Source organism: Rhizobium sp. OAE497 (assembly GCF_040546565.1).
Classification (GTDB): domain Bacteria; phylum Pseudomonadota; class Alphaproteobacteria; order Rhizobiales; family Rhizobiaceae; genus Rhizobium.
Genome location: NZ_JBEPOA010000001.1, coordinates 3,229,787 through 3,245,326, shown reverse-complemented (window position 1 = coordinate 3,245,326; position 15,540 = coordinate 3,229,787). Strand labels below are relative to the sequence as shown.

Genomic DNA, 15,540 nt, shown 5'->3' with positions numbered 1-15,540 from the left:
AATGATACGCTTCCCTGTGGGACAGAGCTTTTATTGCTTTGTCGTGGTGTCAGGAGTTGCGGCCGGGCCGCCTGACTTTGCTGCGAAACCCTCCCATCACCGCGCTGCCGATTTTTATCCAAGCTTTGCCGGCTAGGTTTCAGCGCGTTTCTCACCCCGCTAATAATCAAGACAAAACAAGCTGCCAGACGCTGGACGACAGCCGTCGGCCGTACGCTTAGGTTGTGCATTTTTCGCCGCTACGAATCGGGCGTTGTTTCTCCATCCTCGCGCAAGCTTAGTGCGACACATATCCCAGCAGGACAACGGCACATTAAGTTGTAATTGCTGGTTGTATGTGCGCCTGGATTTGCAGTTCGCAAATTGAGGCTTCGAGCGCAACGATGTTGCGATTGCCGTGCCGAGGCCGTGGTTGGGGGACCGTGGCTCGGCTCTATGTGCACTGTCCTGGCATCGGCTCCGTCGAGCGATGTCTTCCAAAGCAGTCTGTCGAACCATCCCCTCATGTAGCAACGCGCGGTGCGCGAAGGCTCCGGTCGTGGCTGGAGCGCGCGGACTGCGGCTTCAGGGATGCGAGAGGCAGAGAAATGTAATCGCCAACGCCGGGGCAGGGCAATTTCATGACGTCGATCATCTCCTCCTTTACCAGCAGCCAGATCAAATCCCTGTCGCCGAAGACGATCCGGGAACTCTCGGCAGAGGATATTGCAGGGCTTTCGCCCGAACAGCTCAAGAACCTCAGCAAGGATCAGGTGGCGGCTCTTGAGGCCGAGGATATCCAGGCGCTCAGCTCCACCCAGCTGGGCGCGATCTCGACGAGCGCGATCGGCGGGCTGAAGCCGGAACTGCTCGCCGTGCTCGATGCGGCAAAGATCGCAAGCCTCGGCAAGGATCAGCTGGCGGCATTCAGCGCCACGCAGATTGCATCCCTTACCCCCGATCAGATCGAAGGCCTGACGGTCGACCAGATCAAGGGGCTGAGCGCCACGCAGATCGCGTCGATCGGCCCTGACGATATCATCAAGTTCACGCCTGATGAGGTCGCCGCCATCACGCCTCAGGCGATCAGCGGCCTGAAGCGCGAGACGATCGCAGCGCTGAGCGACGAGCAGATCGCCAAGCTGAGCGCCGACCAGATCAAGGCGCTGACGGCGCAGCAGATGCCAGGTTTCAGTGCTGCCCAGCTCGGCACCTTCTCGGCGGTGCAGATGGGCGCCCTGACGGCAACGCAGGTCGGCGCATTGAGCACGCTGCAGATCGTCGACTTCAGCGGCAGCCAGATCGGCCAGCTGAGCACGGCGGCGATTGCCGGCCTCAAGGCAACGCAGATTGCGGCGATGACGGAAACGCAGCTTGAGGGCCTTAACGTGGCTCAGGCGGCCGCGTTGACGGCGGCGCAGGTGGCGGCCCTGACACCGGCAGATATCGAGAAGTTCACGCCGGACGAAATCGGTGCCATCGGTGCCAAAGTCATCGGCAGTCTGAAGCCGGAAGCCGTGGCCGCGCTCAGCGCCGAACAGATTGCCAAGCTGAGCCCTGACCAGATCAAGGGTCTGGCGTCGAAGCAGATCGTGATGTTCACGGCCGATAAGCTTGCAGGCTTCTCCCCGGCGCAGATGAGCGCGATGACGGCTGTGCAGGTCGGCGCCCTGACCAACGCACAGATCGCCGGCCTCAGCGCCGCGCAGATCGGCCAGCTCAGCACCACGGCGCTTGCCGGTCTCAAGGCGACCCAGATCACCGCGATGACGGCCGATCAGGTCTCCGGTTTCTCGGCCGCGCAGACCGCCGTCCTGACGGCTGTCCAGGTTGCCGGCTTCACCGCTGCAAACTTCGCCAAGCTGTCCGATGATGCTGTCGTGGCTATCGGCTCCAAGGCCATCAGTGGCCTGAAGGGCGAGGTGATGCCCGTCTTTAGTGATGCGGTCTTGAGCCGGTTGAGCACGGATCAGATCAAGGCGCTGACACCGAAGCAGATCGCCGGTTTCACGCCGGCCCAGATCGGATTGCTGTCCGAGACACAGATTAAGACCCTGTCGGCCGCGCAGGCGGCGGCGCTGACCACCGCGCAGATCGGCGGCCTTAGTGCCACCCAGATCGGCCAGCTGAGCAATGCCGCCTTCAGCGGCCTGAAGGCGACGCAGATCGCGGCGATGACCGGCGATCAGATCGCCGGGCTGACGGCCAGCCAGATCGGCTTTCTCACCGTCTCGCAGATCGCCGGCTTCGGCGCCGGCAACATTGCCAAGCTGAGCCCGGAGGCATTCGCCGCCATTCCTGCAAAGGTCATCGGCAGCCTGAAGGGTGAGGCGGTTGCCGCTCTCACAGATGCGCAGATTGCCAAGCTCAGCGCCGACCAGGTCAAGGGCCTGACCTCAAGGCAGATGATGAGCTTCACGCCGGAACAGCTCGGCCTGTTCTCCGAAACGCAGATGAAGGCCCTGTCGGCGGTCCAGGTCGGATCGCTGAGCAACACGCAGATTGCCGGGCTTAGTGCGGCGCAGATCGGCCAGCTCAGCAACTCGGGTGTTGCCGGCCTGAAGGCAACGCAGATCGCATCGATGAGCGCGACGCAGCTCGAAGGGCTCAGCGTGGCGCAGGTCGCGGCGATGACGGCAGCGCAGATCGCCGGGCTGACGCCGGAGGATATCGCCACCTTCACGGACGACGAGATTGCGGCCATCAGCACCAAGGCCATCGGCGGCCTGACGAATGATGCGATCGCCAAGCTCAGCGAAAGCCAGATCGACCATCTCAGCGCCGATCAGATCAAGGCTCTCACAACCAAGCAGATCGCCGCTTTCACGCCCGAGCAGTTCAGCAAGTTCACCGATACGCAGCTCAAGGGGCTGACGGCGGCGCAGGCCGGATCTCTCACCAGCGCGCAGATCGCCACACTTTCCGCAGCCCAGATCGGCGAGCTTACCAACGTTGCCGTCAGCGGTCTGAAGGCCACGCAGATTTCGGGCATGACGGCGGATCAGGTGGCCGGCTTTACGGCGGCGCAGACCGCTGTAATGTCGGCGGTTCAGGCCGCCGGATTTACCGCGACCAATATCGTCAAGCTGGCAGACGATGCCGTCGCAGCCCTCAGCACCAAGGCCATCAGCGGCCTGAAGAATGAGGCGATTGCCAAGCTCAGCAATGATCAGGTCTCGATGCTGAGCGCAAATCAGCTCAAGGCTTTTACGGCAACGCAGATCACCGCCTTCACCGACACGCAGCTCGGCACCTTCACCGACGAGCAGATGAAGGCGCTGTCTGCCGCGCAGACCGGTTCGCTGACGGCCCCGCAGATCGGCGGGCTGTCCGGCGAGCAGATCGGCGAGCTTACCAATTCGGCCGTGACAGGTCTGAAGGCCGCGCAGATCGCCGCCATGACGCCGGCCCAGGTTGCGGGCCTGACCGCCGCTCAGCTTGCCGTCCTGACGGCAGCGCAGCTGGCCGGGTTCACCGCTACAAATGTCACCAAGCTGTCGGATGACGCGATTGCCGCCATCAGCCCCAAGGCGATCGCCGGTCTGAAGGGCGAGGCTATCGCGGCGCTCACCGACAGCCAGATCGCCAGCTTGAGCCTGGATCAGATCAAGGGCCTCAGCGCGCAGCAGATTGCAAGCTTCACGCCGTCCCAGCTCGGCAAGTTCAGCGGCGATCAGATCGCGGCGCTGTCGGGCGTTCAGGCCGCGGCCTTGACCAACGACCAGATCGCCGGTCTCTCCGCCGCCCAGATCGGCCAGTTCAGCAATGCGGCGGTCGCCGGATTGAAGCCGGCGCAGATCGACGCGATGAGCGATGCGCAGCTCGAAGGTTTGAGCGTTGCTCAGGCCGGTGCGCTGACAGCCGCGCAGCTTGGTGCGATGACGGCGGCGGATCTCGCCCGGTTCACCGACGAGGAACTGGCAGCGATCAGCCCCAAGGCGCTTGCCGGCCTTAAGAGCGAAGTCATCGCTGCTCTGAGCGACAGCCAGATCGGCAACCTGACGCCGGAGCAGATCGCCGGTCTGCTGCCGGCCCAGATTGCCAGTATCAAGCCCGCCCAGGTCGCCCGCTTCACCGACGAACAGATCGGCGCGCTGTCGGCCGCACAGGCCGGAGCGCTGACGGATGCGCAGATCGATGGCCTGTCCGCCGGTCAGATCGGTCAGCTCAGCAATGCGGCCGTTGCCGGTCTCAAGGCCTCGCAGATTACCGGCATGACGGCTGACCAGGTGGCAGGCTTTACGCCCGCCCAGGCGGCTGTGCTGACCGCGGCGCAGACGGCCGGTTTCACGGCGGCGAATGTCGCCAAGCTCAGCGACGAAGCCGTTGCCGCTCTCACGCCTGCCGCGATCGCCGGCTTGCCGAATGAGGCGGTTGCCGCACTGACCAGCAGCCAGATCGGCGAGCTCAGCACGGACCAGGTCAAGGCGATCGCGACAAAGCAGATCCCGGGCTTCACGGCTGCGCAGATCGCACAGTTCAGCGAGGCGCAGATCGGCGCGCTGACGGCGGCGCAGACAGGCGCGCTCACCGGAGCGCAGATCGGGGCGCTGACACCGGCGCAGATCAGCCAGCTCAGCAGCGCGGCGATTGCCGGCCTAACGGCGGCACAGATCTTCGCCATGTCGGCAGACCAGGTGGATGCCCTCGGCGCTGACAAGATCGCGCTGCTGACGGCCGCCCAGATCGCCGGCTTCACGGTCGCCAACATCGCCAAGATGAGCGACGAGGCATTTGCCGCGATCAGCCCCAGCGCGATCGGCGGGCTCAAGCCTGAAGTGCTCGCGGGTCTCAGCGACAACGAGCTCGCTTCGCTCGGCCCCGACAAGATCAAGGGACTGACCGCCCAGCAGATGGCCGGCTTTACGGCCGGGCAGCTCGGCAAGTTCACCGAGGAGCAGATCGGTGCGCTGTCGGCGGCGCAGACGGCCGGTCTGACCGAGACGCAGGTCGGCAGCCTCAGCGCGGCCCAGATCGGCCAGCTGAGCGGCGCGGCGGTTGCCGGTCTCAAGCCTTCGGTGATCGCCGCCATGTCGGCGGCGCAGCTTGAAGGTCTGAGCGCGGCCCAGACGGCGGCACTGACGGCGGCCCAGGTCGGCGCATTGAGCCCCGAGGCTATCGCCAAGTTCTCCGCCGATGAGATCGGTGCGATCAGCGCCACCGCGATTGCCGGCATGACGAATGCCACGATCGCGGCTCTCAGCACCGAGCAGGTCGCGAGCCTCAGCAAGGAGCAGATCGCCGGGCTGCAGCCTACGCAGATCCCGGGCTTCACGGCGGCGCAGCTTGGCAATTTCACCGATGAGCAGATCGGTGCCCTGTCGGCAACGCAGGCCGGGGCGCTGACCAATACGCAGATATCGAGCCTCTCTGCCGCCCAGATCGGCAAGCTCAGCCCCACGGCCACGAGCGGCCTGAAGGCGAGCCAGATCACGGCAATGTCCGCCGATCAGGTCGCAGGCCTGACGGTGGCGCAGGTGGGCGCCCTGACGGCGCTCCAGGTCGCGGGTCTCACGCTTGCCAATATCGCCAAGATGAGTGACGAGGCCTTCGGTGCCATCAGCCCCCGGGCGATGATGGGCCTGAAGGACGAGATCATCGCGTCCCTGAACGACAGCCAGATCGGCAAGCTCAGCGCCGATCAGCTCAAGGCGGTCACCGCGCTGCAGATGACGCACTTCACCTCGGACCAGCTCGCCAAGTTTACCGATGCGCAGCTCGGCGCGCTGCTGCCGTCACAGGTGGGGGCATTGACCACCGCTCAGATCACCAATCTGACGCCAGCGCAGATCGGCAAGCTCAGCGATGCCGCCATCACCGGCCTGAAGCCCAGCCAGATCGCTGCCATGACGCCTGCCCAGATCGAGGGTCTGACGCTGTCGCAGACGGCGAAGCTGACCGCCGAGCAGATCGCCGCTATGGCACCCGAAGATGTGGCAAAGTTCGCCATCGACGAAATCTCGGCGATCAGCGTCGGCGCCATTGCCGGCCTCTCCGTCGATGACATCTCGAAGCTCGACAGTGCGCATGCAAATGCGTTCACGACGCAGCAGGTCGAGGCGATGACCAACGACCAGCTGGCGGCAGTGATCGCGGCCTACAATGCCGTCTGAGCGCCAGACAGAGCAGTATGCGTCACCAGTGTTGATCGCAATTGGGTCCGCAATCTTGCGGGCCCTTTTCGTTTCCGAAGTCAGATTTCGATTCGCGGCGCGAATCGGCGATCATCGCGTGGCGTCGAAACGAATTGTCGAGGATGTGAGATCGGATGGTGGGCGTGACAGGGATTGAACCTGTGACCCCTACGATGTCAACGTAGTGCTCTCCCGCTGAGCTACACGCCCATCCGATGGGCAATAAATCCGTCGCGAATTCATGCCCTTAACGGCGCGCTTGATAGCGAGCCTTTGGCGCCTTGGCAAGCGCTTATGTGATGCGGCGCGATCGAATTTGTGGATCGAGCCCGGTATCGTGCCCGGCACGCTGAAATGCGCGATATCGAATGTTCTGAGAAGCCGAGGAAGGGCCGCGGAGCTTGCTGCCGTGAGGCCGCGAAACGGAGCGGCGATCGCTGCCGTCGCCAAGCCTTGCCGTACGGCAGGCTTTCGCCGCACAACAAAGCGAACCGCTCTTCGCTTTGCGAACCGCTTCTCTAAGCCTTTGACTTTGTGGAGATTTCGGATGGTGGGCGTGACAGGGATTGAACCTGTGACCCCTACGATGTCAACGTAGTGCTCTCCCGCTGAGCTACACGCCCATCCGATGGCGGCGCATAGATCACAAAACCTTTGGGGCCGTCAATAGGCTTTTTTGAAGTTTTGTGACGCGACGCCTGGAAGCCTTATGCGGCAAGCATTTTATTCACTTCATCGACCAGGTCGCGGAGGTGGAAAGGCTTGGAGAGGACCTTGGCGTCCTTCGGGGCCTTCGAATCGGGGTTCAGCGCGACGGCTGCGAAACCGGTGATGAACATGACCTTCAGGTCCGGATCGAGTTCGGTGGCGCGGCGCGCCAGCTCGATGCCGTCCATTTCAGGCATGACGATATCGGTCAGGAGGAGTGAAAAGGGTTCTTCGCGGAGCCGGTCGTAGGCGCTTGCGCCGTTGTCGTAGGACAGAACCTTGTAGCCGGCCTTTTCGAGCGCCTTCACAAGGAAGCGGCGCATGTCATTGTCGTCTTCTGCAAGCAGTATCTTCTGAGTCATTATCCAGACCGCTGGTGAGATGAATTTTTATGGAAGGCTCCAGCCATTACACTAGTCCTTCCCCAGTAAACAACCGGTGAAGTGACGGCCCAAGGCTGTCATCCCCTGTACATAGTATGGACTTGAGGCCGGGCAACTGGCAACATAGGCCAAGTCAGCCTCGAACGACATGGTTAAGAGGGCAGAAGGTGCCGGAAATCCGCGAATACGAGCTTTTTGAGATACGTGAGCCCGTGTCGCAGACCATTCCCTTCGTTTACAATTCCCCCCATAGCGGCCGTATTTATCCACCGGAATTTATCGCTCAGTCGCGTTTGCAGGGCATTTCGATCCGCCGCTCGGAGGATCATTATGTCGAAGAGCTGTTCTCGGCGGCGAGCATGCTCGGTGCGCCGCTGCTCTTTGCAAACTTCCCGCGCGCCTATCTCGACGTTAACCGTGAACCGTACGAACTCGATCCGCGGATGTTCGACGGCATGCTGCCGTCCTATGCCAACGTCAATTCGCTGCGGGTTGCCGGCGGTCTCGGGACGATCCCGCGCATCGTTGCCGAGAACATGGAGATCTACTCTCACCGGATCCCGGTCCAGGAGGGGCTCGACCGCGTCGAGAGCGTCTATAAGCCCTACCATGCGGCGCTGCGGCGGCTGATTGCGCGTACCCATGTGCAGTTCGGCTTCGGCGTGCTGATCGACTGCCACTCGATGCCGGGCAACATCCGCATTGCCGGCAGCAACCAGCGGCCGGACTTCATTATCGGCGACCGCTACGGGACGTCGGCATCGGCCGAGTTGTCGCGCACCGCGATCAGCATTTTCGAGGAAATGGGCTTCAACGCCATCCGCAACAAGCCTTATGCCGGCGGCTTCATCACCGAACATTACGGCCGCCCCTCGCGCGGGCTGCATGCGCTGCAGATCGAGGTGAACCGTTCGATCTACGTGGATGAGGTGACGCTGGAGAAGCGGGCCGATTTCCCTGTCATTGCCAATGCGGTGACGAGCTTCATGCGGCAGATGGCCGATTACGTGCAGCGTTTCGCCGACGATACGGCGCTTGCCGCAGAATAATTCCTTCCTCCAGGTCAAAAAAAACCGCGCTCTGCAGCGCGGCTAAGTCTAGGGAGGAAACACCCAAGGAGGGTATTTACAGTCAGAAGACTGTAAGAAGAAGCTACTATTGCATTGCACAATAGTCAAGCAAAATATTGCAGTGCGAAATATTTAGGCAGATAAAGAGCGATTGCCTGAAGTGTTTGCATTTTAACGCAGTTTCGCTATGAAAAGCGCCATTCCCGAGGCTAAAAACGGATCCGCCATGCTCCCCGACCGCTCGTTCTTCAATCGCCTGGCGGAAGCCGCCAAGGCTGAGACTTTGCCGCGTTTCCGCTCCGGCCTCAGCGTCGTCAACAAGCTCGCCAGCGGCTTCGACCCGGTCACCGAGGGTGATCAGGCGGCAGAAGTCGCGATCCGCCGGCTGATCGAGGAGCATTATCCCGAGCATGGTATTCTTGGCGAAGAGCATGGCAGCGTCGGTCTGGATCGCGAATATGTCTGGGTGATCGATCCGATCGACGGCACTCGCGCCTTCATTTCGGGCGTTCCGGTCTGGGGCACGCTGATCGGCCTGCAGAAGAACGGCCGGGCCGTCATGGGGATGATCGAGCAGCCGTTCACCGGCGAGCGCTATTTCGCCGACGAGAACGGCGCGATCTATACGGGTCCCGAGGGCGAGCGGCGGCTTCAGGTGCGCGATTGCGGCAGCCTTTCCAACGCCATCCTGTTCACCACCTCGCCGCATCTCTTTACCGGCAGCGAGATGGACAAGTATCGCGAGATCGAAAGCCAGGTACGGCTCTTCCGTTACGGCTGCGATTGCTACGCCTATGCGCTGCTCGCGGCCGGCCATATCGATCTGGTGATCGAAAACAGCCTGAAGCCCTATGATGTCGGCGGCATCATCCCGGTCATCGAGAAGGCCGGCGGGATCATGACGACATGGGATGGCGGACGGCCGGAAAATGGCGGTTCGATCATCGCTGCCGGCAGCCGCGCCGTTTATGAGCAGGCGATTGCCATTCTGCAGCGCTAAAGGGCGCGGGCGTCAGACGCCGATTCCTTCGACCTCCTGCTCAGCCTCGGCATCGCTGCCGGGGATGAAGGCGTGGAAGGCGGCGAGCGCGGCGGCGCGATAGGCGTCACGCTCCTGGAAGATCTCGTGACGGGCGCCGTTGATCGGCACCAGCTGGCCGGCGCGGAAATAGCGCGACAGCCGCTCCTGGGCGATATAGGGCACGACGCCATCGCGGGTGGGGGCGATCACCACCGTCGGGATGGTGATCGAGAACAGGTGGTTCGGCGTCATCACCTTGTCGATCGTCTTGAAGGATTCGACCAGCCAGCGGGCCGTCGGCGGCCCGAGCGTCAGCTCGGGATGGTCGCGCATCATCGAAACGTTGCGCTCGAAGCGCACCTCATCCGAGGTCAGTGGATTGTCGCGGAATTCTGGTTCGCGCAGCTTGCCGGTCAGCGGCATGGAGCCGAGCCCGATGGCGCAGGCGGTCGATGCCAGTCTCCTGATCGTCGAGGCGGAGGCCGCTTGGCCGATCAGGCCGATGAATGGCGCCGAAAGCACCATGCGCTCGATACGGGTGGCGAGATAGGGGGCGGCGGAAAGGGCGATCAGCGCGCCAGTCGAATGCGCCAGGATATAGAAGGGCAGGCGGGTATCGGGCAGCACGACCTTCTCGAGGAAGATATCGAGATCGCGCTCGTAATCTGAAAAGCGGCGGACATGGCCATGCTGGCGCTTCTTGACGAGGCGCGGCGAGCCGCCCTGGCCGCGCAGATCGAAGGTGGCGACCCAGAGACCCCGGGCGGTCAGGTCGCGGATCGTCTCGAAATATTTCTCGATATATTCGTTGCGCCCCTGCAGCAGGACGACGGTGCCCTTGGCAACGGAGGCGTTGGAGCGAAAGACGGCATAGCGCAGCTTCTGACCGTCGAACGTCTCGAAATAGCCTTCGGTCCGGTTGTCGGGCGCCGGATTGTCTGGTGTCGAGATGAGAACCTGATCCATGAGCATTGCCATCGTTCGCTGAGCTTCCAGTCTAGGGGATAATGCACGAGGGCGTGAAATCAACTCTTAAAGATCGCCACCCGCCAAGAGCAGTGGAGAAAAAAGAGACCGGCGGGGCGAGAGGGATGCCCGGCGCCGGTCCATAATCGGACTGAAGAAGAAGGGACGATGCACTTCAGCCATCGGGCCAGTTTGATCACCCGACGATCCAATTCCTAAGGCAGTGCGGCTGAACGCATGCCGAACCAGGCGTTCATGCGTGGTTCACGGGTGTTAACGGCGGGGCTTGAACTCGCCAAAAACCATCACCATCTGAATTCTGCAGGCGCCGGAAGGGCCTGCGAAACCGTCCCGAAGCTGCCGAATATGGGGTTTCAGGGGCATCTTTATCGCAACTCGTCGCTTCCCAAGGAGGACACTATGCGTCACGTCGATTTCTCTCCCCTCTACCGTTCCACCGTCGGTTTCGACCGTCTCTTCACGATGCTCGACAGCCTCGCTCAGCCGGATCAGGGCCAGACCTATCCGCCCTACAATATCGAGCGCACCGGTGAGAACACCTACCGTATCACCATGGCCGTCGCCGGTTTCGACGAAACCGAGATCTCGATCGAAGCCCAGGCTCACGCTCTGAACGTCAAGGGTGAAAAGAGCGAAGACAATGCCGAAGGCAGCGAATTCCTCTATCGCGGCATCGCCAAGCGCACTTTCGAGCGCCGCTTCCAGCTGGCCGACCATGTCGAGGTCACCGCCGCTTCGCTGAAGAACGGTCTCCTGCATATCGACCTTCTTCGCAGCATTCCCGAGGCCATGAAGCCCCGCAAGATCGCGATTGCCGCCGAGCCGGTGAGCGCGCCGAAGGCGATCGAGGCTCAGGTCAACAGCTAACCAATTCCTCCCAGGAATAGGAAAAGGCAGGCGGCGCTCCGTTGGAGCGCCGCTTTTTTATTGCGCTATATCTAAGGGGATCAGGCCGGGCTTGCGGCCTGTTCGATTTCCTTGGCAGTCGCCCGCTTCTTGGCGGCGGCTGCATATTTCTGGGCGATGACGGCGCAGGCCATCAGCTGGATCTGGTGGAACAGCATGAGCGGCAGAACGATGGCGCCGATCGGCTGGCCGACGAAGATGACGTTTGCCATCGGCACGCCGCTCGCCAGGCTCTTCTTGGAGCCGCAGAAGGTGATGGTGATCTCGTCGGCCTTGTTGAAGCCGAGCAGGCGGCTGCCGAACATGGTGAAGAGCAGCACGAAACCGAGCAGCAGCATATCGACGATGATGACGGCGGCGATGTCGCCGATCGAGAACTGGTGCCAGAGGCCCTCGATAACCGCCTTGCTGAAGGCTGCGTAGACGACCATCAGGATCGAGCCGCGGTCGACGGGCATCAGGATCTTCTTCTTGGAGCGGATCCAGTCGCCGATCCAGGGCTGCAGCACCTGGCCGAGCACGAAGGGCAGAAGCAGCTGCAGCATGATCTGTTCGAGCGCATCCCAGGAAAAGCCGCCATGGCCGCCGACCGAGAAGAGCAGACCGACGAGCAGCGGCGTCAGGAACATGCCGAAGATATTCGATGCCGAGGCCGAGCAGATGGCTGCCGGAACGTTGCCGCCGGCCATCGAGGTAAAGGCGATCGACGACTGCACGGTCGAGGGCAGGACGCAGAGGAAGAGGATGCCAAGATAGAGCGGTTGCGGCAGGATCGAGTCGGGAATGAAGCCGATTGCGAGGCCAAGCAGCGGGAAGAGCGCGAAGGTCGTCAGCAGGATCGCCAGATGCAGGCGCCAGTGCAGCACGCCGGCGATCACCACATCGCGCGACAGGCGGGCGCCGTGCAGGAAGAAGAGAAGGGCGATCGCCAGATCCGTCGCGACGCTGAAGTAATCCGCAAAGGCGCCGTCGGCTGGAAAGAACGATGCAAGAATGACCGTGCAGACGAGCAGGATCGTGAAAGTATCTGGCAGAAAGCGGCGCATGGCGTGGTCCCGGGCAATAACAAGTTCATTGTCTTGTCATCCATTATGATTCAGGATGCAAGGAATAACAGTTATCACGAAATGGGATCGTCATGCTTGATCTGACCCAATTGCGCAGTTTCGTCGCCGTCGAGCAGATGGGCAGCTTTACCCTTGCGGCGGAGCGGCTCGGGCTTGGACAATCGACCGTCAGCCAGCATATTCAACGACTTGAAAGCTCGGTCGGCCGGAAGCTCCTCGCCCGCGATACGCATAAGGTGGTGCTTACAGGCGATGGCGAGGCGTTGCTGTCGCATGCCCGCGCGATGCTTTCAATCGAGGGGCAGGTGCAGTCGCTGTTTCGGGGAAACAGCCTGCGCGGCAAGCTGCGGCTCGGCGTTTCCGAGGATTTCGTGACCAGCCAGCTGCCGGCCGTGCTTGAAGATTTCGTGCGCTCGCATCCGTCTGTCGATCTCGAGCTGACCGTCGCGCTCTCGGGTGCGCTCTATGAGATGCAGGACAATGGCGAGATCGATCTGGTTCTCGCCAAGCGCAGGCTCGGCGATGCGCGCGGCAAGCTCGTCTATCGCGAGCCGCTGATCTGGCTGGCGCGCGATCCCGAGCATGTTCTGCAGCAGAGTCCACTGCCGCTGATCGCCTTTCCGGCGCCGAGTGTCACGCGCAGCATCGCGCTGGAGGCGCTGGGGCGGACGCAGGTGGCCTGGCGGATCGTCTGCACCTGCGGCAGCCTGAGCGGCCTGACGGCGGCGGCCCGCGCCGGGATGGGCGTGCTGGTTCAGCCGCGCAGCATGGCGCCGGCGGGATTAAAGGAGATCGCGCCCGGGCGGTTGCCTGTTCTCGAAGATGTGGAATTCGTGCTGGTGCCGCGTAAGGGGGCGGACCGGGCGCTGGTGTCTGCTCTGTCGGACGATATTCTCGGGAAGGTTCGCAGCCTTCGCTCCGGCGGCTGACAAGAAAAACCCCGCCGGAGCGGGGCTTCTCTTCAATCAATAGGGGCCGACGCACTGCTGGCGGGGACCGTTATAGGGCTGGAACGTGTTGTCCGATGCCCTGTAGGAGCGATAGCGGCTGTAGCACCAGCGGGTATGCGAGTTGCCGCCGTAGTAGCGCGGCTGCGTGGCAGCGCTCAGCGCACCACCGATGATCGCGCCTGCTGCGAGACCGCCGATGATCGCACCGGCATTGTTGTGGTGGTGGTGATGGTAGTAGCGGCCGCGATAGTAGCGGTTGTTGTAGTAGCGCCTGTTGTTGCCGTGCCACCCATGGCGGATCCAGCGGCGGTCGCGGACCTGTTGTACATCCGAGGCAATGCCGGGCGATGTGATGTCGGGCCTCTGGATTGCCATGACCGGGAAGGCCTGAGCGGGGGCGATGCCTGTAAAACCGGTTACAAGCGAGACGAGTACGATTGCGAGCTTTTTCATGATTTTTCACCTTTCGCCTGTAAAGTCCTGAGGCGAGGGTAAAGTTCCGCAACACTTTGCTTTTGTTTGTATCTTCACGCAAAAGTTAACGCCCTGCTTACTATTTTAAGCAGGTCTCAACCCTGTCGCTTAGGCGTTTGGTCAGATTTCGGTTCGTAATTTAGCACCAGGTAAAGGTCGTCGTTCGGGGCAAGGGAGAACGGACCGATGATTTATGGTGCAGTGTTCATATCCGGGCTGGTTGCCTGCGTGATGATGATCGTGGTGATCGGCCACGAAGCAGAAAAGGCGGATCAGGGAGCGCCCCAATCCGCCGTCTTCGGGCATCAGAATTGATGCTGTCTTATGCCGCCAGGCATTTCAGGAAGCCGTCGACATCGGCTTCCGTCGTCGCGAAGCTGGTCACCAGGCGGATCAGCGTTTCGTTGTCGCCAACAAGTTCCGGCATGGAAACCGGGATCGGCCATTCATAAAATTTCGCGCCGCGGCTTTCGGCCGTCTTTGCAGCACTCTTGGTGATCACCGCGAAGACCTCGTTCGATGCCGTCGGCCAGGCAAGGCGGGCAGAGTTGCTGGCGCCGATGCCGGCGCGCAGGTGATCGGCCATCCCATTCGAATGGCGGGCGAGGCCAAGCCAGAGCTCTTCCTCAAAATAGGCATCGAACTGCGCGGCAATGAAGCGCGACTTGGAGAAGAGCTGGGCGGCGCGCTTGCGGATGAACGGCATTTCCTTTGCCTGATCCGGATCGAAGAAGACGATTGCCTCCGCACACCAGCAGCCGTTCTTGGTGCCGCCGAAAGAGAGAATGTCGACGCCGCGCTTCCAGGTCATTTCGGCGGGTGTGGCGCCAAGCGCCACGAGCGCATTGGCAAAACGGGCGCCATCCATATGGAGCGGCAGATTGCGCTTCCTGGCGATCGAGGAAATCTCGCCGATCTCCGGCAGCGAATAGACGGTGCCGATCTCGGTCGCCTGGGTGATGGTGACGGCGCTGGCGCGGCCGTGATGCACGGCGTCCTCAGGGTAACCGGCGATCTTTGCCGAAAGTTGCGCGGGATCGATCTTTCCGAACTCGCCGCTGACGGCAACGAGGCGCGAGGCGTTGGAAAAGAACTCCGGGGCGCCGCATTCATCTTCGATCACATGGGCTTCCGAATGGCAGAAGGTGATGCCGCCGGGGCGCTGGACGCTGGCAAGCGACAGCGAATTGGCAGCTGTGCCGGTCGAGACGAAGAACACGGCGACATCGCGCTCGAAGACTTCGGAAAAGCGGGCCTGGACCTTTTTGTCGAGGTCGCTGTTGCCATAGGCGGCGGCAAAGCCGGTGGAAGCGGAAAGCAGGCGCTGGGCAATGGCTTCGTGAGCGCCGGCCCAGTTATCGGATGCGAAGAACATGAGGAAACCGTTTATCAAATGAAAAGGCGGGGCAAATCCCGGCAGGGACATTACGCCATTGCGGTGAGCGATCAAGGCGCCATTGCAGTGAGCGACAAGGGGCCGCTGGCCGATCCATCACGAAATCTGATTTCGGCAATCAACAAACAAAATAATGCAAAACTGTGTAATTTTATTGCGTACCAAAAATACAGATTGTAATTTTCATTCGGAAGTTCATGTTTTTTTAATTTGATGGTCTTGCGGGCGCCCCAGCCTTCTGTCATAGAACTAGTGAATTAGGGCAGGGTTGCTGTCCTATTTTGGCCTTTATGGCCGAAGAGGCGCCGAGAGTCCTGACGTTTTCAGGCTTTCACGTTATAGTCGCCAGGAGCGCGGGCAATCGGCCCAAGCGGAGGCGGCTGGCAGGCGCGGAGCGCGGCGGATCGCTTTTGGCGGACGCATGCGGCCGGATCTTCACAATGCAACAGCGCTGTCACGCGCCGA

12 protein-coding genes and 2 tRNA genes are annotated in these 15,540 nt (G+C 61.8%); 7 read left to right on the top strand and 7 right to left on the bottom strand.

All coding sequences use genetic code 11. The features are described from left to right. Positions 1 to 620 precede the first annotated feature (620 nt). The gene (locus ABIE40_RS16345; RefSeq protein WP_199629000.1) at positions 621 to 6,092 is read left to right on the top strand and encodes a hypothetical protein; all 5,472 of its coding nucleotides are present in this window, start codon (positions 621 to 623) and stop codon (positions 6,090 to 6,092) included. A gap of 156 nt (positions 6,093 to 6,248) precedes the next feature. On the opposite strand, the gene ABIE40_RS16340 is transcribed toward ABIE40_RS16345, so the two are convergent. The 3 genes from ABIE40_RS16340 to cpdR1 form a co-directional block, all read right to left on the bottom strand. Continuing rightward, a tRNA-Val gene (locus ABIE40_RS16340) sits at positions 6,249 to 6,323 on the bottom strand. Between the two features lie 338 nt (positions 6,324 to 6,661). Further along, a tRNA-Val gene (locus ABIE40_RS16335) sits at positions 6,662 to 6,736 on the bottom strand. A gap of 84 nt (positions 6,737 to 6,820) precedes the next feature. After that, positions 6,821 to 7,183, bottom strand: coding sequence for a response regulator CpdR1 (cpdR1, locus tag ABIE40_RS16330; RefSeq protein WP_003542883.1), 363 nt, complete (start codon positions 7,181 to 7,183; stop codon positions 6,821 to 6,823). A gap of 188 nt (positions 7,184 to 7,371) precedes the next feature. Between cpdR1 and ABIE40_RS16325 the strand changes: the two genes are divergently transcribed. Both ABIE40_RS16325 and hisN read left to right on the top strand, forming a co-directional pair. Beyond that, the gene (locus ABIE40_RS16325; protein WP_112719962.1) at positions 7,372 to 8,253 is read left to right on the top strand and encodes an N-formylglutamate amidohydrolase; all 882 of its coding nucleotides are present in this window, start codon (positions 7,372 to 7,374) and stop codon (positions 8,251 to 8,253) included. A gap of 247 nt (positions 8,254 to 8,500) precedes the next feature. Continuing rightward, positions 8,501 to 9,274 (top strand): histidinol-phosphatase, encoded by a 774-nt coding sequence (gene hisN / locus ABIE40_RS16320; RefSeq protein WP_199629001.1) that lies wholly within the window; start codon positions 8,501 to 8,503, stop codon positions 9,272 to 9,274. 12 nt (positions 9,275 to 9,286) lie between these two features. Here the strand turns inward: hisN and ABIE40_RS16315 are convergent, their stop codons facing one another. Continuing rightward, positions 9,287 to 10,261, bottom strand: coding sequence for an alpha/beta fold hydrolase (locus ABIE40_RS16315; RefSeq protein ID WP_112719964.1), 975 nt, complete (start codon positions 10,259 to 10,261; stop codon positions 9,287 to 9,289). 420 nt (positions 10,262 to 10,681) lie between these two features. On the opposite strand from ABIE40_RS16315, the gene ABIE40_RS16310 reads away from it, so the two are divergent. Further along, on the top strand, positions 10,682 to 11,149 hold the full coding sequence (locus ABIE40_RS16310) for an Hsp20 family protein (protein WP_112719960.1): 468 nt from the start codon (positions 10,682 to 10,684) through the stop codon (positions 11,147 to 11,149). An 80-nt stretch (positions 11,150 to 11,229) separates the two neighbouring features. Here ABIE40_RS16310 and ABIE40_RS16305 read toward each other — a convergent pair whose 3' ends face one another. Beyond that, complete coding sequence (locus tag ABIE40_RS16305; RefSeq protein WP_199629002.1) at positions 11,230 to 12,234, bottom strand: bile acid:sodium symporter family protein; 1,005 nt, start codon at positions 12,232 to 12,234, stop codon at positions 11,230 to 11,232. A gap of 92 nt (positions 12,235 to 12,326) precedes the next feature. On the opposite strand from ABIE40_RS16305, the gene ABIE40_RS16300 reads away from it, so the two are divergent. Beyond that, positions 12,327 to 13,184, top strand: a complete 858-nt coding sequence (locus ABIE40_RS16300; RefSeq protein ID WP_112719958.1) for a LysR substrate-binding domain-containing protein — start codon at positions 12,327 to 12,329, stop codon at positions 13,182 to 13,184. A 36-nt stretch (positions 13,185 to 13,220) separates the two neighbouring features. Here the strand turns inward: ABIE40_RS16300 and ABIE40_RS16295 are convergent, their stop codons facing one another. After that, on the bottom strand, positions 13,221 to 13,658 hold the full coding sequence (locus tag ABIE40_RS16295) for a BA14K family protein (protein ID WP_199629003.1): 438 nt from the start codon (positions 13,656 to 13,658) through the stop codon (positions 13,221 to 13,223). A 207-nt stretch (positions 13,659 to 13,865) separates the two neighbouring features. Here ABIE40_RS16295 and ABIE40_RS16290 point away from each other — a divergent pair, with 207 nt between their 5' ends. Beyond that, positions 13,866 to 13,994, top strand: coding sequence for a hypothetical protein (locus ABIE40_RS16290; RefSeq protein WP_281438203.1), 129 nt, complete (start codon positions 13,866 to 13,868; stop codon positions 13,992 to 13,994). A gap of 7 nt (positions 13,995 to 14,001) precedes the next feature. Here ABIE40_RS16290 and ABIE40_RS16285 read toward each other — a convergent pair whose 3' ends face one another. Beyond that, a complete protein-coding gene (locus ABIE40_RS16285; RefSeq protein ID WP_199629004.1) occupies positions 14,002 to 15,054 on the bottom strand; it encodes a threonine aldolase family protein in 1,053 nt (350 codons plus the stop codon). 18 nt (positions 15,055 to 15,072) lie between these two features. Between ABIE40_RS16285 and ABIE40_RS16280 the strand changes: the two genes are divergently transcribed. Further along, positions 15,073 to 15,255 (top strand): hypothetical protein, encoded by a 183-nt coding sequence (locus ABIE40_RS16280; RefSeq protein WP_148194694.1) that lies wholly within the window; start codon positions 15,073 to 15,075, stop codon positions 15,253 to 15,255. The last annotated feature ends 285 nt before the right edge of the window (positions 15,256 to 15,540 follow it).